At 61.6% G+C, this 21,614-nt stretch carries 21 protein-coding genes; 19 read left to right on the forward strand and 2 right to left on the reverse strand.

Annotation, left to right across the window (positions count from 1 at the left end; genetic code table 11):
- Positions 1-274 precede the first annotated feature (274 nt).
- From ACOYXG_RS00120 to ACOYXG_RS00160, 9 genes are all read left to right on the forward strand, one after another.
- Entirely contained in the window at positions 275-1,171 is an 897-nt protein-coding gene (locus ACOYXG_RS00120) for a TauD/TfdA dioxygenase family protein (protein ID WP_460355185.1), read from the forward strand.
- An 18-nt stretch (positions 1,172-1,189) separates the two neighbouring features.
- Positions 1,190-2,215: an ABC transporter substrate-binding protein gene (locus ACOYXG_RS00125; RefSeq protein WP_285373210.1), complete on the forward strand. Its 1,026-nt coding sequence runs from the start codon at positions 1,190-1,192 to the stop codon at positions 2,213-2,215.
- Positions 2,216-2,220: 5 nt separating this feature from the next.
- Positions 2,221-3,081, forward strand: coding sequence for an ABC transporter ATP-binding protein (locus ACOYXG_RS00130; RefSeq protein ID WP_460355189.1), 861 nt, complete (start codon positions 2,221-2,223; stop codon positions 3,079-3,081).
- A gap of 20 nt (positions 3,082-3,101) precedes the next feature.
- The gene (locus ACOYXG_RS00135; RefSeq protein ID WP_095137828.1) at positions 3,102-3,968 is read left to right on the forward strand and encodes an ABC transporter permease; all 867 of its coding nucleotides are present in this window, start codon (positions 3,102-3,104) and stop codon (positions 3,966-3,968) included.
- Between the two features lie 176 nt (positions 3,969-4,144).
- A complete protein-coding gene (locus ACOYXG_RS00140; RefSeq protein WP_460355192.1) occupies positions 4,145-5,062 on the forward strand; it encodes a LysR family transcriptional regulator in 918 nt (305 codons plus the stop codon).
- 216 nt (positions 5,063-5,278) lie between these two features.
- On the forward strand, positions 5,279-6,817 hold the full coding sequence (locus tag ACOYXG_RS00145; RefSeq protein ID WP_336837932.1) for an MFS transporter: 1,539 nt from the start codon (positions 5,279-5,281) through the stop codon (positions 6,815-6,817).
- Between the two features lie 26 nt (positions 6,818-6,843).
- Entirely contained in the window at positions 6,844-7,914 is a 1,071-nt protein-coding gene (locus tag ACOYXG_RS00150) for an HlyD family secretion protein (RefSeq protein ID WP_096796930.1), read from the forward strand.
- Positions 7,911-9,458 (forward strand): efflux transporter outer membrane subunit, encoded by a 1,548-nt coding sequence (locus ACOYXG_RS00155; RefSeq protein WP_460355196.1) that lies wholly within the window; start codon positions 7,911-7,913, stop codon positions 9,456-9,458. The genes ACOYXG_RS00150 and ACOYXG_RS00155 overlap by 4 nt, the downstream gene beginning before the upstream one ends.
- 161 nt (positions 9,459-9,619) lie before the next feature.
- Positions 9,620-11,215, forward strand: a complete 1,596-nt coding sequence (locus ACOYXG_RS00160; protein ID WP_330206680.1) for a glycosyltransferase family 39 protein — start codon at positions 9,620-9,622, stop codon at positions 11,213-11,215.
- A gap of 8 nt (positions 11,216-11,223) precedes the next feature.
- On the opposite strand, the gene ACOYXG_RS00165 is transcribed toward ACOYXG_RS00160, so the two are convergent.
- Both ACOYXG_RS00165 and ACOYXG_RS00170 read right to left on the reverse strand, forming a co-directional pair.
- The gene (locus ACOYXG_RS00165; RefSeq protein WP_003220464.1) at positions 11,224-11,982 is read right to left on the reverse strand and encodes a slipin family protein; all 759 of its coding nucleotides are present in this window, start codon (positions 11,980-11,982) and stop codon (positions 11,224-11,226) included.
- A gap of 2 nt (positions 11,983-11,984) precedes the next feature.
- Complete coding sequence (locus ACOYXG_RS00170; protein WP_256584907.1) at positions 11,985-12,515, reverse strand: NfeD family protein; 531 nt, start codon at positions 12,513-12,515, stop codon at positions 11,985-11,987.
- 174 nt (positions 12,516-12,689) lie between these two features.
- Here ACOYXG_RS00170 and ACOYXG_RS00175 point away from each other — a divergent pair, with 174 nt between their 5' ends.
- From ACOYXG_RS00175 to ACOYXG_RS00220, 10 genes are all read left to right on the forward strand, one after another.
- Entirely contained in the window at positions 12,690-13,151 is a 462-nt protein-coding gene (locus tag ACOYXG_RS00175) for an aminoacyl-tRNA deacylase (RefSeq protein WP_047290739.1), read from the forward strand.
- Between the two features lie 123 nt (positions 13,152-13,274).
- Positions 13,275-13,520 carry a DUF2789 domain-containing protein gene (locus ACOYXG_RS00180; RefSeq protein WP_460355201.1) on the forward strand — a complete coding sequence of 82 codons (246 nt, stop codon included), beginning with the start codon at positions 13,275-13,277 and terminating at the stop codon, positions 13,518-13,520.
- Between the two features lie 87 nt (positions 13,521-13,607).
- Positions 13,608-13,853, forward strand: coding sequence for a hypothetical protein (locus ACOYXG_RS00185; RefSeq protein WP_041070983.1), 246 nt, complete (start codon positions 13,608-13,610; stop codon positions 13,851-13,853).
- Between the two features lie 122 nt (positions 13,854-13,975).
- Positions 13,976-14,404 carry a MarR family winged helix-turn-helix transcriptional regulator gene (locus ACOYXG_RS00190; RefSeq protein WP_007961473.1) on the forward strand — a complete coding sequence of 143 codons (429 nt, stop codon included), beginning with the start codon at positions 13,976-13,978 and terminating at the stop codon, positions 14,402-14,404.
- Positions 14,401-16,464, forward strand: coding sequence for an FUSC family protein (locus ACOYXG_RS00195; protein ID WP_460355204.1), 2,064 nt, complete (start codon positions 14,401-14,403; stop codon positions 16,462-16,464). The genes ACOYXG_RS00190 and ACOYXG_RS00195 overlap by 4 nt, the downstream gene beginning before the upstream one ends.
- A complete protein-coding gene (locus tag ACOYXG_RS00200; RefSeq protein WP_007957657.1) occupies positions 16,461-16,670 on the forward strand; it encodes a DUF1656 domain-containing protein in 210 nt (69 codons plus the stop codon). The genes ACOYXG_RS00195 and ACOYXG_RS00200 overlap by 4 nt, the downstream gene beginning before the upstream one ends.
- Positions 16,667-17,554 (forward strand): efflux RND transporter periplasmic adaptor subunit, encoded by an 888-nt coding sequence (locus ACOYXG_RS00205; protein WP_460355209.1) that lies wholly within the window; start codon positions 16,667-16,669, stop codon positions 17,552-17,554. The genes ACOYXG_RS00200 and ACOYXG_RS00205 overlap by 4 nt, the downstream gene beginning before the upstream one ends.
- Positions 17,551-18,993, forward strand: a complete 1,443-nt coding sequence (locus tag ACOYXG_RS00210; protein WP_096796922.1) for an efflux transporter outer membrane subunit — start codon at positions 17,551-17,553, stop codon at positions 18,991-18,993. Before ACOYXG_RS00205 ends, ACOYXG_RS00210 begins: the two co-directional genes overlap by 4 nt.
- Positions 18,994-19,086: 93 nt before the next feature.
- Positions 19,087-19,722, forward strand: a complete 636-nt coding sequence (locus tag ACOYXG_RS00215; protein WP_460355213.1) for an NADH:ubiquinone oxidoreductase subunit N — start codon at positions 19,087-19,089, stop codon at positions 19,720-19,722.
- A 291-nt stretch (positions 19,723-20,013) separates the two neighbouring features.
- A complete protein-coding gene (locus ACOYXG_RS00220) occupies positions 20,014-21,519 on the forward strand; it encodes a YdgA family protein (RefSeq protein ID WP_027611132.1) in 1,506 nt (501 codons plus the stop codon).
- Positions 21,520-21,614: the final 95 nt, after the last annotated feature.

Genomic DNA, 21,614 nt, shown 5'->3' on the forward strand with positions numbered 1-21,614 from the left:
AGCGGGCTTGCCCGCGAAGGGGCCAGACCCATCACCACACTCCTGTCAGTAAGTGACACAAATCGTCACTCACTAAACAGTCCATTCCTCACCAACCGCCATATCGTTATTCATTAACGGTATTTAATTTCCAGTTCTTATAGCTTTAAAGTCATCCACCTGCGTACCTGCCGACCAATCGGCGCGCCGCACGACCTGAACCAACACGCAATCCAGCGTGAGTGTCTGATCGACGTGCGCGCCTGTGAGCGCGCCGTGCGTGGGAGATTGAAAGATGTCCGCAGCTACTGCCACCCCAAGCGCCGCGACTGCCGCGCCGCAAACCTTTGAAATTCGTCCGTTCAGCGGTGCCGTCGGTGCCGAGATCATCGGCCTGGACCTGACCCGGCCGGTCAACGATCAGGACTTCGCGCGCATTCATCGTGCGCACCTGGATCACCACGTGGTGGTGTTCCGCGATCAGCGCATCACCCCGCAACAGCAGATCGATTTCAGCCGTCGCTTCGGCGTGTTGCAGATTCACGTGCTCAAGCAGTTCCTGCTGGCCAATCACCCGGAAATCCTCATCGTTTCCAACATCGTCGAGAACGGCCAGAACATCGGCCTCGGCGATGCCGGCAAGTTCTGGCACTCCGACCTTTCCTATAAAGAGCTGCCGAGTCTCGGCTCGATGCTGCACGCCCAGGAGTTGCCGTCCGAGGGCGGCGACACCCTGTTCGCCGACATGCACAAAGCCTGGGACAACCTGCCCGAGGCGCTGCGCAAAGCCGTGGAAGGCCGCTCTGCCGCGCATTCCTACACCGCGCGCTACAGCGAAACCAAATTCGAAGGCAACTGGCGTCCGACCCTGACCCCGGAACAACTGGCGCAGGTCGCCGAAGTGGTGCATCCGATCGTCCGTACCCACCCGGAAAACGGCCGCAAGGCGTTGTTCGTCAGCGAAGGCTTCACCACCCGCATCGTCGGTCTGCCGGAGGACGAGAGCCAACAACTGCTCGCCGAGCTCTACGCCCACAGCGTGCTGCCGCAAAACATTTACCGCCACCAGTTGCAGCCCCACGACATGGTGTTCTGGGACAACCGTTCGCTGATCCACCTCGCCGCCGGCTGCCCAGCGCACCTGCGCCGCAAGCTGTATCGCACGACCATTCAGGGCGACGCGCCTTTCTGATTTGCCGGAGATTCGATCATGTCCAAACGTCTTCCATTCGCACCGCTGGCGGCGGCCATCGGCCTGGGTTTCAGCCTGCTTGCCGGCAGCCTGGTGGCGCCGACCGTGGCCCACGCCGAAGGTGAAATCCGCATCGCCGAACAGTTCGGGATTGTCTATTTATTGCTCAATGTGGTGCGCGATCAGGGCCTGATCGAAAAGTACGGCAAGCAGCAAGGCCTCGACATCAAGGTCGACTGGACGCAGCTCTCGGGTGGCGCGGCGGTCAACGATGCGCTGTTGTCCGGTTCCATCGACATTGCCGGCGCCGGCGTCGGCCCGCTGTTGACCATCTGGGATCGCACCCACGGCAAGCAGAACGTCAAGGCAGTCGCCTCGCTCGGCAACTTCCCGTACTACCTGGTGAGCAACAATCCCAAGGTCAAAACCATTGCCGATTTCACCGAGAAGGACCGCATTGCGGTGCCGGCGGTGGGCGTTTCGGTGCAGTCGCGTTTCCTGCAATACGCCGCGGCCAAACAGTGGGGTGACAAGGAATTCAATCGCCTCGACAAGTACACCATCGCCGTGCCGCACCCGGATGCGACCGCTGCGCTGATTGCCGGCGGCACCGAGCTGACCGGGCATTTCTCCAACCCACCGTTCCAGGATCAGGCGCTGCAGAACCCGAACGTGCACGTGGTGCTCAACTCCTACGACATCCTCGGCCCGAACTCGCCAACCGTGCTGTTCGCCACCGAGAAATTCCGCAACGACAACCCGAAAACCTACAAAGCCTTCGTCGAAGCACTGACCGAAGCCGCGCAATTTGCGCAGAACGATAAGGGCGCGGCGGCGGACACTTACATCCGCGTGACCAAGGCCAAGATCGACCGCGCCGAGCTGCTGAAAATCATCGACAACCCGCAATTCGAATTCAGCGTCACGCCGAAAAATACTTATCCACTGGCCGAATTCCTCTACCGCGTCGGTGCGATCAAGAACAAACCGGAGTCGTGGAAGGACTACTTCTTCCAGGACGCCAAACCGCTGCAAGGGAGCTGATCGAGATGAACGCCCCTTTGCAAGGCCACGCGGCCAGCAACCCGGTCGCCAGTACGCAAGCGCTGCTGGCGGTGGATAACGTCAGCCTCGAATACCGCACCCCGCAACGGGTGGTGCGTGCCACCCATCAGGTCAGTTTCGAAATCGATCCGGCGGATCGCTTTGTGCTGCTCGGCCCGTCCGGCTGCGGCAAGTCGACTTTGCTCAAGGCGGCCGCCGGTTTCATTGAGCCGAGCGAAGGCGAGATTCGCCTGCAAGGTCAGCGGGTCGATGGACCCGGTCCGGACCGGATCGTGGTGTTCCAGGAATTCGATCAACTGCCGCCGTGGAAAACCGTCAAACAGAACGTGATGTTTCCGCTGCTGGCCTCGCGAACCTTGAACAAAAAAGACGCCGAAGAACGTGCATTGCACTATCTGGAAAAAGTCGGACTGGCGGCATTCGCCGACGCCTATCCCCACACCTTGTCCGGCGGCATGAAGGCGCGGGTGGCGATTGCCCGGGCGTTGGCGATGCAGCCGAAAATCCTTCTGATGGACGAGCCGTTCGCCGCGCTGGACGCTCTGACCCGGCGCAAGATGCAGGAAGAATTGCTGCTGCTCTGGGAAGAGGTGCGCTTCACCTTGCTGTTCGTTACGCACTCGATCGAAGAAGCGCTGGTGGTCGGCAATCGCATCCTGCTGCTGTCGCCACATCCGGGGCGGGTGCGCGCTGAAGTGCACAGCCATCAATACGATCTGCAAAGCCTCGGCGGCGTGGCGTTTCAGGAATCGGCGCGGCGCATTCACCGTTTACTGTTCGATGAGGGCCAGTCGCCGGAAACCGAGCGTGACCATGACTTCAACGACATTCGTATCGCTTATTGAGCGTTCTGGAGGATTGCCCGATGAGCCAACCATCGTCTGTACGACAAGAGTTTGAAACCGTCCTTGAACCACTGACCAGCGTGCCGCTCGAGCGCGAATTGCCGCTGGGCCAACGCCTGTGGCAACAGGGCTGGCTGCGCAAAAGCCTGATCCTGATTCTGCTGGCGATCCTTTGGGAGGTGATCGCCCGGGTGCAGAACAACGACCTGCTGCTGCCAGGTTTTCTGCAGACCAGTCATGCGCTGTACGACGGCCTGCTCAGTGGTGAGTTGCTGGGCAAGGTGTGGATATCGCTGGTGGTGCTGATCAAGGGTTACCTGATCGGCATCGTGCTGGCATTCGCCCTGACCACGCTGGCGGTGTCGACGCAGTTTGGTCGCGATCTGCTGAGTACCCTGACCTCGATGTTCAACCCGCTGCCAGCGATTGCCTTGCTGCCACTGGCGTTGCTCTGGTTCGGGCTGGGGCAGAACAGCCTGATTTTCGTGCTGGTGCATTCAGTGCTGTGGGCGCTGGCGTTGAACACCTACGCCGGTTTTCTCGGTGTCTCGGAAACCCTGCGCATGGCTGGGCGTAATTACGGGCTGAAGGGCATGCGTTTTGTGCTGTTCATCCTGATCCCGGCAGCGCTGCCGTCGATCCTCGCCGGGCTGAAAATTGGCTGGGCGTTTGCCTGGCGCACGCTGATCGCCGCCGAACTGGTGTTCGGTGCGACCAGTGGCAAGGGCGGGTTGGGCTGGTACATCTTCCAGAATCGCAACGAGCTGTACACCGACAAGGTGTTTGCCGGGTTGGCGGTGGTGATCCTGATCGGGTTGTTGGTGGAGAATCTGGTGTTCGATACGCTGGAGCGAGTGACGGTGAAGCGTTGGGGCATGCAGCGCTGAGATTTGTGTTGGCAGGACCGGCGCCTTCGCGAGCAAGCCCGCTCCCACATTTTGGAATGCGTTCCCCTGTGGGAGCGGGCTTGCTCGCGAAGGCGTCCTTTCAGCCGCCGCCAAATTTGAAGGATGTTTGCTAGCATTGTGCCCGGATCAATCCAGATCAGCCACGAGTGCTCTGCATGCAACTCCCGGACATGAACCTTCTGGTCGCCCTCGACGCTCTGCTCGACGAGGGCAGTGTGGTCGGCGCCGCGCGGCGGATGAACCTCAGCCCCGCCGCCATGAGCCGCACCCTGACGCGCATTCGCGAGGCGATCGGCGACCCGATCCTGGTACGCGCCGGTCGCGGCCTGGTGCCAACTCCCAAAGCCCTGGAATTGCGCGAGCAGGTGCGCGATGTGGTGGAGCAGGCGGCGCTGCTGTTTCGCTCCGCCGACAGCGTGGATCTGGGCACCCTGCGCCGGCGCTTCAGCATCCGCGCCAACGACTTTTTCATTGGCGTATATGGCGGCAAGCTGTTCGATACCCTCGACCAGCAGGCGCCACACTGCGAGTTGCGCTTCGTCCCCGAGGGCGATGGCGACGACGAAGCGCTGCGCGAAGGTCGGATTGATCTGAGCGTCAGCAACACCCGTCCGGTAACCCCGGAAGTCAAAGTGCAGAACCTGTTCTCCACGCATTTCGTCGGTCTGGTGCGTGAGGATCATCCACTGCTCGACGGCGAAATCACCGCCGAGCGCTATGCCGGTTTCTCCCATATCAGCATGTCGCGCCGTGGCATTGCTCGCGGCCCCATTGACACCGCGCTGAATGCACTGGGCCTGGAGCGGCGGGTGGCGGTGATTGCGCCAAGCTTCCACGCGGCGATGTTTGCCTTGCCCGATTCCGACCTGATCCTGCCGGTGCCCAAGGAAGCGTTGCTCAGCGTGCGCCGGCTGGGCCTGAAGTTGCGCTCGTTCAATCTGCCGATTCCGTTGCCGACGCTGATGCTGACCCAGGCCTGGCACCCGCGCTTCGACAAGGACCCGGCGCACCGCTGGCTGCGCGAAACGCTCAAGGCGTGTTGCGACGAGACGTGGCTGGCCGCGCAGCCCTGATACACACCAAATCTGTGGGAGGGGGCTTGCTCCCGAAGGCGTCGTGTCAGGCACCGCACAGGTTGAATGACCCACCGCTTTCGCGAGCAAGCCCGCTCCCACATTGGATATTCATTGCTGCACTGAGCGCACTTATAACCTGCCAATAAGTCAATTTTCGTCAGCAGTAAGCCTTACTAAAATGCTCCGGTATTTTTCCTTCCGGAGTGTGTATCCATGACATCCCTGTCGGTTCCGGCGCCCATTGCTGCGGCCAGTCCGGCGACGGCGGCTGCGCCACCGGTGTTCGGGGCGCGGATCATCACCGGCCTGGTTGGTGTGCTGCTGGCGGTGCTGGTCTCGGGCCTCAACGAAATGGTGACCAAAGTCGCACTGGCCGACATTCGGGGCGCGCTGAACATCGGTTATGACGAAGGCACCTGGCTGGTGTCCTGCTACGCCGCGACCTCGGTGGCGGCGATGGCGTTCGCGCCGTGGTGCTCGGTGACCTTTTCGCTGCGCCGTTTCACCCTCTGCGCGATCAGCCTGTTCACGCTGCTCGGCGTGCTGTGCCCGTTCGCCCCGAATTACGAAAGCCTGCTGCTGATGCGCACCCTGCAAGGGCTGGCCGGCGGCGCGTTGCCGCCGATGCTGATGACCGTTGCGCTGCGCTTTCTGCCGGCCAATTTCAAACTCTATGGTCTGGCCGGTTATGCGCTGACGGCGACGTTCGGCCCGGGTCTCGGCACGCCGCTGGCTGGCTTATGGAGTGAATACGTCGGCTGGCAATGGACGTTCTGGCAAATCATCGTGCCGTGCCTGATTGCCATGGCAATGGTCGCTTGGGGGATTCCGCAGGATCCGCTGCGCCTGGAGCGCCTCAAGACCTTCAACTGGAAGGGCCTGCTGCTGGGCTTCCCGGCGATCTGCATGCTGGTGATCGGCTTGCTGCAAGGCAATCGGCTGGACTGGTTCGAGTCGAGCCTGATCTGCGGTTTGCTCGGCGCCGGTTCGCTGTTGCTGGTGGCGTTTCTGATCAATGAATGGTCGCAGCCGATTCCGTTTTTCAAGTTGCAGATGCTCGGCATCCGCAACCTGTCGTTTGCACTGATGACTCTGGCCGGGGTGCTGGTGGTGTTGCAGGCGGTGGTGTTGATTCCATCGAGCTATCTGGCGCAGATCCAGGGTTATCGCCCGGTGCAGACCGCGCCGATCATGCTGATCGCCGCGTTGCCGCAACTGATCGCGCTGCCGCTGGTGGCGGCGCTGTGCAACTTGCGCTGGGTCGATTGCCGCTGGGTGCTCGGCATCGGTTTGAGCATGTTGACCCTGTCCTGCCTGGGCGGCTCGCTGCTGACCTCGGAGTGGATCCGCGACAATTTCTACGTCCTGCAATGGCTGCAGATTTTCGGTCAGCCGATGTCGGTGCTGCCGCTGTTGATGCTCTCGACCGGCAGCATCCAGCCGCAGGACGGGCCGTTCGCCTCCGCCTGGTTCAACACGGTCAAAGGCCTGGCGGCGGTGATCGCCACCGGAGTCATCGAGGCGCTGACCACCGCGCGCCTGCATTTCCATTCCACCATGTTGATCGACAACCTCGGCAACTCACCGCTGGCCGATCGCAGCGATCCGGGGCTCGCCCATCGCCTGCATGAACAGGCCGTGGTGCTGACTTCGTCCGATCTCTATGTGTGCATGGCCGGCGTCGCGGTGGCGCTGATCCTGCTGATTTTCTGGCTGCCGACGCGGATCTTTCCGCCCCGTGCGCCGACCTGATTGCTTCACTGATACCGAAGGTTTTTATGACGACTCAAGCAAAGCAAAAACTCGCGGTGGCCGTGGCGGCCGCACTGGCGGTCGGCGTGTTGCTGTACCTGGCGGTGCCGGGACTGTTCGGCAAGCGCACCCAGCAAAACACCAACGATGCGTTTGTTTCCGCCGACTTCACCCTGGTGGTGCCGCGCGTGGCCGGATTCATCAAGGAAGTGCTGGTGGAAGACAACCAGCAGGTCAAGGCCGGGCAGTTGCTGGCGCTGATCGATGATCGCGATTTGCGCGCCGCCGCTGAAGCGGCCGATGCGCAAACCCTGGTCGCCCGCGCTCAGCTGCAAAACGCCAAGGCCACGCTGGAGCGGCAGACGTCGGTGATTGCTCAGGCGCAGGCCTCGGTGGTCTCGGCCAAGGCAGAAATGGCCTTCGCCCAGCAGGAACTCAATCGCTACAACCACCTCGCCGGTGTAGGTGCCGGCACGGTGCAGAACGCGCAACAGGCCCGCACGCGTATTGATCAGGCAACCGCTCGGCTCGATACCGCCAGCGCGAAACTGGCGGCCGAGCGTAAGCAGGTAGAGATTCTCACGGCGCAGCGCGATGCTGCCGAAGGCAATCTGAAGCACGCGCAGGCGGCGCTGGAAATCGCCAGTTTCGAGCTGTCGTATACGCGCATCACTGCGCCGCAGGACGGCATGGTCGGCGAGCGCGCGGTGCGTGTCGGCGCTTATGTCACGCCGGGCAGCAAGCTGCTGGCGGTGGTGCCGTTGCGTCAGGCGTATGTGGTCGCCAACTTTCAGGAAACCCAACTCACCGACGTGCAGCCGGGGCAGGACGTGCAGGTACGCGTCGACAGTCTCGGCGGCGAAGCGTTGAGCGGCCGCGTCGAAAGTATCGCCCCGGCGACTGGCGTGACATTCGCCGCGGTGAAACCGGATAACGCCACGGGTAACTTCACCAAGGTTGTGCAGCGGATTCCGGTGAAGATCGTGCTTGAGCCGGGTCAGCCATTGGCCGAGCGATTGCGTGTGGGCATGTCGGTGGAGGCGAGTATCGACACTCGCCGTTCGGCGCCGGCGGAGCGCGAGGTGACTCAGCGATGAACAGCGTTGATAGAACTGACGCCTTCGCGAGCAAGCCCGCTCCCACCGGGGGAACGCATTACCCAATGTGGGAGCGGGCTTGCTCGCGAAGAGGCCAGTGGCAGCAACTCGCACTCGGTGCCTTGCTCGCTCTTGGCCTCAGCGCCTGCACCGTCGGCCCCGACTTCCACAAGCCCGAAGCCACACAGATCGCCGACTGGGCCAAACCCGCCAAATCCGCCCCCAGCCAAGCCGTCAGCGAACCGTTGAACGAACGCTGGTGGGAGGTTTTTCACGACCCGCAACTCTCAGCCCTGACCCAGCGGGCGATGAACAGCAACCTCGATCTGCAACTGGCCAGCAGCCGCTTGCAACAAAGCCGTGCCGCGCGCCAGGTGATCACCGCGGATCGCTACCCGAACACCGCCGCTACCGGCAGCTACGCGCGTAAACGCAACAGTGGCGAAGGCCTGAATGACCCGTCCGGACACAACGGCGATTCCGCTTTCAACCTTTGGGATGCCGGTTTCTCCGCCTCTTGGGAACTGGATTTCTGGGGCCGCGTGCGCCGCGAAACCGAAGCCGCCGATGCCAACCTCGAAGTCGCCGAAAACGACCGACGCGGTGTGCTGCTGGCAGTGCTGGCCGACACTGCGCAGAACTACATCCAGCTGCGCGGCGTGCAGAACACCCGCGCGGTCACCGAGCAGAACCTCGACGTCGCCCGGCACAGCCTCAAGCTGTCGCAACTACGCCTCAATGACGGTGTGGCGACCGATCTGGACGTCGCCGAAGCTGCCGCGCAGGTTTCCGCCATCGAATCGCGCCTGCCGGCCCTTGAGCAGCGTCAGTCGCAATTGATCAACGCGATAAGCCTGCTGATGGGCGAACCGCCGCAGGCCCTGGCCAAGGAGTTATCCACAGACGGCGCGGTGCCGCAGTCACCGCTGCAAGTTGCCATCGGCCTGCCGTCGCAGCTGGCCGAACGCCGGCCGGACATCCGGCAGGCCGAGGCGCGCCTGCATGCCGCCACCGCCAACATCGGCGTGGCCAAGGGCGATTTCTACCCGCGCATCACCTTGTCCGGCAACCTCGGCTCGCAAGCGATGCAACTGAGCGATTTCGGTTCCTGGGGCTCGCGTGCGTTCGGTATCGGCCCGCAATTCAGCCTGCCGCTGTTCGACGGCGGACGCCTGCGCGGCGTGCTGCAACTGCGTGAGGCGCAGCAACAGGAAGCGGCCATCGCCTACCAGCAGACCGTGCTGCGCGCCTGGCATGAAATCGACGACCAACTGACGGCTTACAACGCCAGCCAACGCCGCCGCGACAGCCTCGCCGAAGCCGTGCGGCAGAACCAGATCGCCCTGCGCACCGCACAACAGCAATACGTCGAAGGCGTGGTTGATTTCGTCAACGTGCTCACCGTTCAAGGCGCGTTGCTGGCGACTCAGGAGCAGTGGGTGGAAAGCTCGACCGGCGTTTCGCTGGCGATGGTCGGGTTGTACCGAGCGTTGGGCGGGGGCTGGGAGTCGGTGTATCCGGCGGGGGAGATGGCGCAACGCTGATGGTCTGAACTGGAAATGCCGAGGGCTGTTTGGGATTGGCCGGGGTGCCGGATGTCGTGAAAGCGCACACCGCCATCGACGGCCCTCCCGTGGCTGACCTAAAGTGACGGGCAGGTTCGGCTCCATCCGTTCGCGATATTCCGGCACAGCAAGAGGATGCAATGGCGGCACACAGAGAAACGCCGGTTGGCGACACGCAGGATCCGCGCGCGGTCCCGGGTGCATGGCTGGTGGCCTTGCGTCTGCTTCGCTGGGCCAGAGAGCACTGGTTGTTACCGATCATGCTGCTCGCGGCGGCGGTGCGTTTTTTCGACCTGACGGCGGCGGCGATCTGGTTCGACGAAGGCTCCAGCGTCCTGCTGAGCCAGTTTCCACTGGCCGAGATCTGGGGGCTAGCGGCCCACGACGTGCACCCACCGCTGTATTTCCTGCTGCTGCACGGCTGGATCGGGCTGTTCGGTGACGGCATCCTGTCCATTCGCTTGATGAGTGCGCTGCCGGGGATCATTACCGTCGGTCTCGGTGTGTGGCTGGTGGATCTGCTCGCCACCCGTCGCGCTGCGTTGCTGGCCGGGCTGTTGCTGGCGTTGTTGCCCACGGCCGTGCGCTACAGCCAGGAAGTGCGCATGTATTCGCTGCTCGGCATGTGGCTGATCGGCGCGACGATCGCGCTGGTCTACTGGGTGCGCCAGCCGCGTCGGCATCGCTATCTGGTGGCCTATGCGCTGCTGATGACGGCAGCGTTCTACACCCACTACTTCACCGTTCTGTGCGTGATCAGCCACTGGCTGTATCTGACAGCGGTGCGCGTGCAGCCGGGGTATCGGCTGCGGCATATTCAGCGTCCGGCCTGGTGGCTGGCCAACGTGAGCATCGCGTTGCTGTACATGCCGTGGGTGTCCAACCTGCTTGATCTGCTGCAGCACATCCCGGAACTCAAGGCCAGCAATGACATAGGCTGGGAAGATCCGGTGACCCTCAGCTCATTGCCGTCGATGGTCTGGTCGTTGCTGATCCAGGACGACGGCATGACCTTGCCGGGGTGGCTGTTTTTGCTTTTGCCATTGGCGCTGGTAGCCGTGATTGCCGTTGCCCTGCATCGTGATCGCAGCGTATTTCGCGGCAGCTTGTTGTTGCTGTGCTACAGCGTGATGCCGATTCTGCTGGTGTTTGGCGTGTCGTTCATCTCGCCGGTGTTCATCGAGCGGTATTTGACGGCCTATGCGTTGGGGTTGCCGATGCTGGTGGCGCTGGCGGTCGATCGGCTGTACGCAGGCTCTCGCGTTCTGGCGCTGGCGATTCTGGTGCTGTTCGTCGGGGTCGAACTGGTGGGTGTGAAGAACAACGCCACGGTCGACAGCAATGATCAGTTCAGCGTGCTGGTCGACTACGTCAATCGACACTTCACCGAGGGTGACCGGATCGTCACCAGCGACATGATGTGGTACCTCAGCTACATCTACTACAACCGCACTGACGCGCAGATCCGTCTGTATACGCCACCAGCGGCGGATGGGCGTTCCACGCGTCCCAATGCCTACGGATTTGGCACTTTGGTCGGCGAGGAGGTTTTCCTCGATCAGCTTGGCGACGTGTCCAAGGGCAGCACGCGGATGTGGTTGATCGGCACGCTGGATGAACCCGATGAGTTTGCCGCGTTGCCTGAAGGCTGGCAGCGGCAGAGCGATGTCCATGCAGGCGGCGCATTTGCACGTTTGTACGTGAGGGAGCCGAGCGCCGATAAACCGGGCGGGTGATCGCAGGCTCAGGATTTGCCCGACAAATCCGCCATCCCCTTGAGCAATTCGATCGGCAACGGAAAGACGATCGTCGAGCTCTTGTCACCGGCAATCGAACTCAGGGTCTGCATATAACGCAATTGCATGGCACCGGGCTGGCGGCCGAGCATTTCGGCGGCTTGCATGAGTTTTTCCGAGGCCTGCAGTTCGCCTTCGGCGTGGATCACCTTGGCCCGGCGTTCGCGTTCGGCTTCGGCCTGTTTGGCAATCGCACGCACCATCGATTCATTGAGATCGACGTGCTTGATCTCGACGTTGGCGACCTTGATGCCCCAGGCGTCGGTCTGGGCGTCGAGCACCTGCTGGATGTCGATGTTCAACTGCTCGCGTTCGGCCAGCAGTTCATCCAGCTCATGTTTGCCGAGCACCGCGCGCAGGGTGGTCTGCGCCAGTTGGCTGGTGGCCGAGAGAAAGTCTTCGACCTGAATGATCGCCTTCTGCGGGTCGAGCACGCGGAAGTACAGCACCGCATTGACCTTCACCGAGACGTTGTCGCGGGTGATCACATCCTGTGGCGGCACGTCGAGGACCACGGTGCGCAGGTCGACCCGGACCATTTGCTGTACCACCGGAATCAGCAGGATCAGCCCCGGGCCCTTGACCTGCCAGAAGCGTCCGAGCTGGAACACCACGCCGCGCTCGTACTCACGCAGGATGCGGAAGGTCGACCCGGCGAGGGCAATGACCAACAGCAGCAGTGCAACGAAACCGATTTGCAGACCCATGATCACTCTCCGTGTCGCACCGCGTCAGTCGCGGCGACTTTCAGCAATAAGCCATTTCGCCCGACCACGCGCACCGATTGCCCGGCGTGCAGCGGTGTCGTGCTCTGCACTTGCCAGTGTTCACCCTGCAATTGCACCCAGCCGTTGTGGGCGTTTTGCGCTTGTACGGTGGTCACCGCCGTCACGCTGCCGACCAGCCCGGCATCGCCGCTGACGGCGTGGCGCGGGCGGGTTTTCAAGGCGCGGACGATCAATGCGATCAGCAGCAGGGCGCTGACCAGGCCGAGGCCGATGATCATCGGCACTGGCAACTCGGCGTTGCCCAGAATCAGCGCGCCGATGACGAACATGATGATCCCGCCGAGGCCGATCACCCCGTAGTTGGGCAGCGCGGCTTCGGCGATCAGAAAGGCAATGCCGAGGGTGATCAGCCACAGGCCGAGCGGATTGACCGCCGTCGGCAGGACATCAGCCGCGAGGGCCGAGCCGCTGGCCAGCAGTATCAGGAAAAACGTGCAACATCGGCTGTTCACGTGACCCTCCGGGAGAGTCATGGGGTGTTTCCTCAAGTCTAGTTGAGACTGGCGCCGGCTGAATTTTGATCAATAAGCGGATGTGTCCAATGAGCGGATTTCCCTTCATCAGCAACTGGCCGAACTAGACTCAGCAGAACAGGCACAACGTTCAGCGGGACACCGAGGTGCAGCATGCGTATGGCAAAAAAAGTGCAGAGCAGCCTGAACCGGGCGCATTGCGAATATGACATCGTGGCCCACCGCCACTCGGCCAGCAGCCTGGAAACCGCGCGGGTTTCCGGGGTGCCCGCCGAACGCGTGGCCAAGTCAGTCATTCTCGACGACCACCACGGGCATTACCTGATGGCCGTGCTGCCGGCCAGTCGGCATCTGGACTTGAGTAAAGTGCGTAGTCGCGGCGAATGGCAGATCACCCGGGAGAGCAACCTGGCGCATATCTTCGATGACTGCGAACGCGGCGCGGTGCCGCCGCTCGGTGATTCCTACGGCCTGGACATGGTCATCGACCCGCTGTTGACCCGGCAGAAAGACATCTACCTGGAAGCCGGCAACCACAACTACCTGCTGCACATGAGCATGCCCGAGTTTCTGAAAATGGTGCCGCATGCCGAGGTGCGGGAGTTGAGTCATTGAGTTTTGTAGCGCTTTCGCGGACGCCTTCGCGAGCAAGCCCGCTCCCACAGGTTGAGCGCGTTCCCCTGTGGGAGCGAGCCTGCTCGCGAATAATCTCCCACCGCATTTTTGAAGGAGTCTTCCATGGAGCAGCCAACCCACAGCCTGCCATCCCTGTTCGAGCAGCTCGGCCTGAGCAGCGACCCGGTCAGCATCGACCAATTCATCGCCACCCATTCACCACTCAAACCCGAGTTGCACCTCGCAGACGCGTTTTTCTGGAGCAGGAGCCAGGCGGATTTTTTGCGGGATGAGATTCTTGATGATGCGGATTGGGCGGAGGTGGTGGATCAGTTGAATGTGTTGTTGCGCAAGGGGCGGGTTTTGTAGGACTGAAGTAAAACCTTATTACAGAATGTCCGCAGGATCCCTATCGATGTTGGAGTAGCTTGCCAATTCAACAATCCGGAGCCGTCGATGCAATCATTTTTGCCAGTCAGAACAATTGATGTTGACGCGCTTGGGGACTGTATTGAGGCAGTGATCGAAAGCATCTCCAACGGGCCTGTCGAGTTTCGGAAGCACGACACAACAGTGGCTGTGCTGATTTCGCCAGAAATTTATGAAGCGATCCTGAATAAGCTGGATGATTTCGATTTGGTGTCAATCACATATTCGCGCAGGAACGAAGTAGGGGTAGCCATCGAGCTGGATGAACTATAGAAATTCTCTGCCGAGAAGATTTGTTTCAAAACTTGACTGAAATTCCCCGCCAATGCGATATTGATAGTTAGCAAACTAACAGTGTGCATTTTCCCGTGCCGAATTCCCTCGACGCTCTCCAGATGAACATCAGTAGTGCCATGGTGGTGGCCGCCAGGCATTGGCGGAAGATCTGCCAGACCACGCTGGTCAACTATGGAATCTCCGAAGCCTGCGCCGTGCCGTTGTTGATGATCGGGCGGTTGGGCGAGGGTGTGCGTCAGGTGCAGGTGGCGCAGGCGGCCGGGATGGAGAGTCCGTCGCTGGTGCGTCTGCTCGATCAGTTGTGCCACGCCGGCTACGTCTGCCGCACCGAAGATGCGCAGGATCGTCGGGCCAAGTGCCTGAGCCTGACCGACACCGGCCGTGAACTGGTGCAAGCGGTGGAGATCGAACTGGTGCGTCTGCGTCATGAAGTGCTCGAAGGCATCGACCAGAGTGATCTGGAGGCTACGCTTCGGGTACTGCGAGCTTTTGAGGCGGCCAATCCGCCTGTGGTGATCAATTCTTGAACGGTTTTTTCTCTGGCATCCCGCCTGCCCGGGACTGGTTCTACGGGGTCCGTACCTTTGCAGCGTCGATGATCGCGCTGTACATCGCCCTGCTCATGCAAATGCCGCGTCCGTACTGGGCGATGGCCACGGTGTACATCGTTTCCAGCCCGTTTCTCGGCCCGACCAGTTCCAAGGCGCTGTACCGCGCCATCGGCACCTTTCTCGGCGCGGCGGCGGCAGTGCTGTTCGTGCCGATGTTCGTGCAGAGTCCGTATGTGCTGGTGGTGGTGATTGCCTTGTGGACGGGGACTTTGCTGTTCCTGTCGCTGCACCTGCGTACCGCCAATAGTTACGCACTGATGCTGGCCGGCTACACCTTGCCGCTGATTGCCTTGCCGACGGTGGATAATCCGCTGGCGGTGTGGGACGTGGCGGAGGCGCGCACCGAAGAGATTTTTCTCGGCATCGCCGTGGCGGCGGTGGTCGGCGCGATGTTCTGGCCGCGGCGTCTGGCGCCGGTGTTCAACGACGCAGTGGGCAAGTGGTTCGCCGACGCCACCACCTACAGCCTGAAGTTTCTCAGCCGCGACGTGCAGCCTGAACAGATCGCCACGCTGCGCATGGCCATGGTCGCCAATTTCAACAGCCTCGAATTGATGATCGGCCAGTTGCCCCACGAAGGCGCTCGACCGCAAACCGTGCGCAACACCAAGGAACTGCGCGGGCGGATGATCCACCTGTTGCCGGTGATCGATGCGCTGGAAGACTCGCTCTATGCCCTTGAGCGACGCACACCGGAACTGGTGGAAAAGTTTGCCCCGCTGTTGACCGCGACCCAGCAATGGCTCGGCCATAACGACGCCGATCTCGAACGGTGGCAGGTGCTCAAGGATCAACTCCAGGCCCTGCAGCCAAGTTGCGAGGAGCTGGAAGATCGCAAGCAATTGCTGTTCTCCAACGCGATTTATCGCCTCGGTGAATTCATCGATCTGTGGCAGGACTGCCGCAGTTTGCAGGACGCGATTCTCTGCGAGCGCCAGGACAGCTGGCGCGCGGTTTACCGGCACTGGCGCCTCGGGCGGCTGACGCCATTTCTCGACCGCGGGATGATGCTGTATTCGGTGGCCTCGACCGTTCTGGCGATCATCGTCGCTTCGGTGCTGTGGATTCTGCTCGGCTGGCCGGACGGTGGCAGTGCGGTGATTCTGGCGGCGGTGGCCTGCAGCTTCTTCGCCTCGATGGACGACCCGGCACCGCAGATCTACCGGTTCTTTTTCTGGACCGGGATGTCGGTGCTGTTCGCCAGCCTTTACCTGTTTCTGATTCTGCCGAACCTGCACGATTTCCCGATGCTGGTACTGGCGTTTGCGGTTCCGTTCATCTGTGTCGGCACCCTGACGGTGCAGCCACGCTTCTTCCTCGGCATGCTCCTGACGTTGGTCAACACCTCGTCGTTCATCAGCATTCAGGGCGCGTACGACGCGGACTTCTTCGCCTTTGTGAACTCCAACCTGGCCGGCCCTCTGGGCCTGTTGTTCGCGTTCATCTGGACCCTGATCGCCCGCCCGTTCGGCGTCGAACTGGCCGCCAAACGTCTGACCCGCTTCAGCTGGAAAGACATCGTGCGCATGACCGAGCCGGCCAATCTGGCCGAACATCGGCATCTGGGCGTGCAGTTGCTCGACCGTTTGATGCAGCACTTGCCGCGTCTGGCCATGACCGGCCAAGACACCGGGATTGCCATGCGTGAAGTGCGCGTCGGCCTGAACCTGCTCGATCTGCTGGCTTACACGCCACGGGTCAGCGGCGCGCCGAAGGCCCTGCTGCAGCAAGTGGTGGCTGAGGTCGGCGAGTATTTTCGCGCGTGTCTGAAGGCCGGCGAACGCTTGCCGGCACCGAGTCCTTTATTGATGACCATGGATCGCGCCCGCCGCGCCCTCAAAGGCCACGGCGACGAAGAAACCCGGCTAAACCTGTTGCATGCCCTGAGCGGTTTGCGCCTGGCGCTGTTGCCCGGCGTGGAATTTGTCAGCACGGGCGATGCCGAAGAACCGCTGCCCGATGGAGCGCCCCTATGATCGGTGATCTGGATATCAGCGGGATTTTCCTGCCGACCCTGCTGGTGTTGATGGGCATCACCTATGTGTTGTTTGTGCTGGTGCACGGCGTGCTCACGCGCCTGCACTTTTACCGTCTGGTCTGGCACCGGGCATTGTTCAACGTGGCCCTCTACGCCGTGATGCTGTACGGCGTGGACTCACTCAGTCGATACCTGATGACATGAAAAAACCGTTTCTGACTATCGGTCGCGTGGTCCTGACCCTGCTGATCGTGACTTTCGCCGTCGTCCTCGTCTGGCGCATGGTGATGTATTACATGTTTGCGCCGTGGACCCGTGACGGCCACATTCGCGCTGACATTATTCAGATCGCCCCGGACGTGTCCGGGCTGATCCAGCAGGTCGAGGTCAAGGACAACCAGTTGATCAAACGTGGCCAGGTGCTGTTCAGCATCGATCAGGACCGCTTCAAACTGGCCCTGCGTCAGGCTAAAGCGGCGGTCGCCGATCGCGAAGAAACCCTGGCTCAAGCCCAGCGCGAAGCCAAGCGTAACCGTGGCCTGGGCAACCTGGTGCCGGCCGAGCAACTGGAAGAAAGCCAGTCGAAAGTCGCCCGGGCGCAATCGGCGCTGGCCGAAGCGCTGGTGACGGTGGACAGCGCGCAGCTCAACCTGGATCGTTCGGTGATCCGCAGCCCGGTGGACGGCTACGTCAACGACCGCGCGCCGCGAGTGCAGGAATTCGTCACCGCCGGGCGGCCGGTGTTGTCGGTGGTCGACAGCAACTCGTTCCACATCGACGGCTATTTCGAAGAAACCAAACTCGATGGCATTCATATCGGGCAGTCGGTGGATATCCGCGTGATCGGCGACAAGGCCAGGCTGCGTGGGCATGTCGAAAGTATCGTCGCCGGTATCGAAGACCGCGACCGCACCAGCGGCAACAACCTGCTGCCGAACGTCAACCCGGCGTTCAGCTGGGTGCGCCTGGCGCAGCGGATTCCGGTGCGCATCGCCTTTGACGAGGTGCCGGAAGATTTCCGCATGATCGCCGGGCGGACCGCCACCGTGTCGATCATCGACGATAAAACGCAGGAGCCCGCGCAATGAACAGGGCCCTGATGATCGCCGGGTTGGGCATGATGCTCTCGGCCTGTCAGATGGTCGGGCCGGACTATCAGCTGCCCGCTGACGCCGCGGTGCAGCGCAAGGACTTTCAGGGCGAACTGGCGGTGGAGGGCAAACCGGTGGTGTCGGCGCCGGTGCCGGCGGATTGGTGGCGGCTTTATAAGGATCCACGTCTGGATCAACTGGTGCAGCAGGCCATGGCGTCCAACACCGATTTGCGCGTAGCGGCGGCGAACCTTCAACGGGCTCGCGCGCAAGTCGATGAGGCTGAAGCGGCGGGTGGCTGGAGCGCAGGCGTGAAGATGGGCGCGCAGCGTTTGCAGGAATCCGGGCAGGCGTTCTTGCTGCCGGAAAAAGTCCCGGTCGACAACGTCGGCGATATTGGCATCAGCGCGTCTTATCAGTTCGATCTATGGGGCACCCTGCAACGCGGTATCGAAGGCGCGAAGGCTAACGCCGATGCGACTCAAGCAGCGGCTGACACCGCACGCATCACTTTGGTGGCCGACGTGGTTCGCGCCTACACCCAGGTCTGTGCGGCCAACGAAGAGCGGGAAATTGCCCAGCATTCTCTCGACCTGCAATCGCAGAGCACTACGCTGATCCAGCGCCTGCGCGATGCCGGGCGTGGTGATGAAACCCAGGTCACCCGTTCGCAAACCCAATTCAAGTCGTTGCGCGCCGACCTGCCGCGCTATGAGGCAGCGCGTCAGGCCGGGTTGTTCCGCCTGTCGATGCTGCTGGCCAAACCGGTCGAGCAATTGCCGGCCGGTACCGCCACTTGTGCCGAACTGCCGAAAATTGCCCAACTGGTGCCGGTGGGCGACGGTGCGGCACTGCTCAAGCGTCGTCCCGATATCCGTCAGGCGGAACGTCGCTTGGCGGCCTCGACAGCGGGCATCGGCGTCGCCACGGGCGAGCTGTATCCGGACATCAGCATCGGCGCGACCATCGGCACCGTCGGTCTTATTGACGACTTGGGCGATCCGTCGACCAACCGCTGGGGCTTCGGCCCGTCGTTGAGCTGGAAGGTGCCGACCAACGGCGCCCGTGCGCGGATCCGTGAAGCCGAGGCCAACACCCAGGCCGCACTGGCGCATTTCGACGGCGTGGTGCTCAACGCCATCCGCGAAACCCAGACCGGTCTGGCCCAATACAGCGCGCTGCTGCAACGCCGCGACGCCCTGGCCGATGCCGAGCAGTCGGCGAAACTGGCGGCGGACCAGACCCACCGCTTCTTCCAGGCTGGGCGCGAGTCGTTCCTAGCGGACCTGCAAGCGACCCGCACCTACACCGATGTCACCGCGCAACTGGCCGCCGCCAACACCCAGGTCGCCATGAGCCAGATCGATTTGTTCCTCGCCCTCGGTGGCGGTTGGGAAAGCGGACGAACGCAAGCCTCAAGCGCCAGCAAACCCTGAAGCCGTTGCTATGCTTTGAAGTGTTGAAAGGGTGCCACGTGCAACGCACCCTTTCAGCGCACATTGCTAGCGCTGGTCTAGGGGAAACCAATAATGAAAAACCCTTACGCTCTCGGCTTCTGGTGCGCCCTGGTAGCGCTGGTGCTGCTATCGGCCACTTATTTCTACGGCATCATGCTGGCCCATCAAATCGACAAGGCCATGGTCTTCCTCGACAGCGCCACGGCGTTGATCGCGGTGATGGCAATTGTCGTGGTGGCCTGGGCGTCGATCCAGGTGCAGCGAGTCAAGAAAAGACAGCTTGAACAAGGCAAGACCCTGGTGTTGATCTGGGACACCAAAGTCGCCCTGCGTCGGGTCGAAACCGTGTTCGATCGCTACTTCTGGGGCAGTTACTGGCAACCGGGACGCACCTTCGCCGAAGTCATGGGCGAACTCACCGGCACGCCGCTGGAAAAAAGCCTCGAAGCCCTGAAAAAGCAGTGTCTGGAGCTCGACAAGCAAATCGACAGCGAGGGCTGGCATTGGCTGAACAATGCCCGTGAACTGTCCGACGTCGCGACGGCCATGGCTCGTGAGCGCTATCAACTGGATTTCTGTGACCCGCGCGCTGACGGGCCGGGCGGGGCGGTGATCGATCGCGACTTTGAAGTGCTGGTGTATACCTGGACGGCGCGGTTGAAGAGCTTCGATCATCAACTCGATGAGATCGAGGTTCAGTATTCCTGATCTGCATTCATTTCACTGGCCTCTTCGCGAGCAGGCTCGCTCCCACAAGGGTAACACTGCACCTGTGGGAGCGAGCCTGCTCGCGAAGACGACCTGAAAAACGCCGAAACTCTCCCCGCCTGTCAGCTGTCCACACTCCCCATAGACACTCTTTAACCTTTAAACATTGGGCCGCCTCGCGCTGCCAGTGCTAATCTCCACCGCTAATTTCAGCGGAGTCGAGCCGCGACCCGGTCACGGGTTCAGGGAAGACGACCACACTTACAGCCACGGACATTGATCAGGTCATTCATGAATAAATCAGCAGGCGTGCTTCTCGGGATTGTTGTTGCCATCGGTGCGATCAGCGCCGGTGGGGCCTGGTATACCGGGACCAAGATAGAAGGCGTGTTGAACAACGCCGTCAGCAACGCCAACAAAGAGCTGCAGACCGCGATGGCCGGCTCCAATGGCACCGCGTCGCTGGAGCTGGTGTCGCTGGAGCGTCACACCTTCACCAGCACCGCGCACTACCGTCTCAAGGGCGAAGGCGAGATGTTCGGCGACCAGCCGGTCGAATTGCTGTTCGTCGACCACATCGAGCACGGCCCGCTGCCGTTCTCGCGCCTGGTGTCGCTGAAGTGGCTGCCGGTCATGGCCACCAGCAATTACGAGCTGGAAAAGAGCCCGGCCACCGAAAAATGGTTCGCCGCCGCCAAGGGCGCCGCGCCGCTCAAGGGCGTGACCAACATCGGCTACGACGAATCCACCACCAGCAGCCTTGAATTGCTGCCGCTGGAAACCGCGCTGGACGAGCAGTCGAGCCTGAAATTCTCCGGCCTGACCATGAACATCTCCGCCAGTGCCCAGGCGCAGAAGGTCAAGGCTGACGGCTACATGGACAGCCTGAAACTGGTCACCGTGTCGCAGGATCAAGCACCGGTGCAGGTCGAACTCAACGGTCTGACCCTGGCCAGCAACCTTACCAAGAGCAGCTACGGCTACTACACCGGGGAAAACACCCTGGAGCTGACCAGCAGCAAAACCACCTTCGGTCCCAAGCAGTCGGTGCTCGGCGTGAAGAACTTCGAAATGAAGAACCTCACCGAAGAGAGCGGCAGCAATGCCTCGGGCCGCGCTGACTACAAGGTGGGTGAAGTCACCCTCAACGACAAGAAAATCGGTTCGGCCAACATGGCCATGAGCCTGAAGAACCTCGACATCCCGTCGACCATGTCGCTGATGCAGATCTACCAGACCAAATTGCAGCCGTACGAGAAGGAAGCGGCGGCCGCTGCCGAAGCCGGCCTGCCGGCACCGGAGCTGAACCTGACCGAAGCCGAGTCGGCACAGGTCAAGGCTGACCTGCAGAAACTGCTGGCCGCCAGTCCACAGATCGCGCTGGAAAACCTGTCGCTGAAAACCGCCAACGGTGAAAGCCGCGCCAGCCTGGTGATTGATCTGACCAAGCCACAGTCGATGGATCTGCCGCCGGATCAACTGGGTAAACAGTTGGTCGCGCTGCTGGACCTGAACATTCAAGTGTCCAAGCCGATGCTGATCGATCTGCTCAGCGTGCAAGCGCAGCTCGACGGTCAGACTGACGCCAAAGCCATCGTCGACCAGGCCAGCGCCGGTGCCGACATGTTCTCCGGCATGGCAGTCGGTTCGCAGTTGGCGACGGTCGATGGCACCAATGTCGTGACCAAGCTGCATTACGCCGCCAATCAGGTGGAGTTCAACGGCCAGAAGATGACCGTCGAGCAGTTCGTCGGCTTCCTGATGAGCAAGTTCGCTGGCGTCACGCAAGTGCAGTAATCCTGCGTTCTAAATAACAACGCCCGGCCTCTGATCCACAGACGCCGGGCGTTTTGCTGTCTGGTGTGCGGGTTTTTGTCTGAGCCGGCACCGCG

Source organism: Pseudomonas sp. G3-39 (assembly GCF_054790485.1).

Bases quoted from the DNA above. Each gene is read 5' to 3' on its own strand.
- ACOYXG_RS00120 (WP_460355185.1), top strand. From the start codon at position 275: ATGTCCGCAGCTACTGCCACCCCAAGCGCCGCGACTGCCGCGCCGCAA.
- ACOYXG_RS00125 (WP_285373210.1), top strand. From the start codon at position 1,190: ATGTCCAAACGTCTTCCATTCGCACCGCTGGCGGCGGCCATCGGCCTG.
- ACOYXG_RS00130 (WP_460355189.1), top strand. From the start codon at position 2,221: ATGAACGCCCCTTTGCAAGGCCACGCGGCCAGCAACCCGGTCGCCAGT.
- ACOYXG_RS00135 (WP_095137828.1), top strand. From the start codon at position 3,102: ATGAGCCAACCATCGTCTGTACGACAAGAGTTTGAAACCGTCCTTGAA.
- ACOYXG_RS00140 (WP_460355192.1), top strand. From the start codon at position 4,145: ATGCAACTCCCGGACATGAACCTTCTGGTCGCCCTCGACGCTCTGCTC.
- ACOYXG_RS00145 (WP_336837932.1), top strand. From the start codon at position 5,279: ATGACATCCCTGTCGGTTCCGGCGCCCATTGCTGCGGCCAGTCCGGCG.
- ACOYXG_RS00150 (WP_096796930.1), top strand. From the start codon at position 6,844: ATGACGACTCAAGCAAAGCAAAAACTCGCGGTGGCCGTGGCGGCCGCA.
- ACOYXG_RS00155 (WP_460355196.1), top strand. From the start codon at position 7,911: ATGAACAGCGTTGATAGAACTGACGCCTTCGCGAGCAAGCCCGCTCCC.
- ACOYXG_RS00160 (WP_330206680.1), top strand. From the start codon at position 9,620: ATGGCGGCACACAGAGAAACGCCGGTTGGCGACACGCAGGATCCGCGC.
- ACOYXG_RS00165 (WP_003220464.1), bottom strand. From the start codon at position 11,982: ATGGGTCTGCAAATCGGTTTCGTTGCACTGCTGCTGTTGGTCATTGCC.
- ACOYXG_RS00175 (WP_047290739.1), top strand. From the start codon at position 12,690: ATGCGTATGGCAAAAAAAGTGCAGAGCAGCCTGAACCGGGCGCATTGC.
- ACOYXG_RS00180 (WP_460355201.1), top strand. From the start codon at position 13,275: ATGGAGCAGCCAACCCACAGCCTGCCATCCCTGTTCGAGCAGCTCGGC.
- ACOYXG_RS00185 (WP_041070983.1), top strand. From the start codon at position 13,608: ATGCAATCATTTTTGCCAGTCAGAACAATTGATGTTGACGCGCTTGGG.
- ACOYXG_RS00190 (WP_007961473.1), top strand. From the start codon at position 13,976: ATGAACATCAGTAGTGCCATGGTGGTGGCCGCCAGGCATTGGCGGAAG.
- ACOYXG_RS00200 (WP_007957657.1), top strand. From the start codon at position 16,461: ATGATCGGTGATCTGGATATCAGCGGGATTTTCCTGCCGACCCTGCTG.
- ACOYXG_RS00205 (WP_460355209.1), top strand. From the start codon at position 16,667: ATGAAAAAACCGTTTCTGACTATCGGTCGCGTGGTCCTGACCCTGCTG.
- ACOYXG_RS00210 (WP_096796922.1), top strand. From the start codon at position 17,551: ATGAACAGGGCCCTGATGATCGCCGGGTTGGGCATGATGCTCTCGGCC.
- ACOYXG_RS00215 (WP_460355213.1), top strand. From the start codon at position 19,087: ATGAAAAACCCTTACGCTCTCGGCTTCTGGTGCGCCCTGGTAGCGCTG.
- ACOYXG_RS00220 (WP_027611132.1), top strand. From the start codon at position 20,014: ATGAATAAATCAGCAGGCGTGCTTCTCGGGATTGTTGTTGCCATCGGT.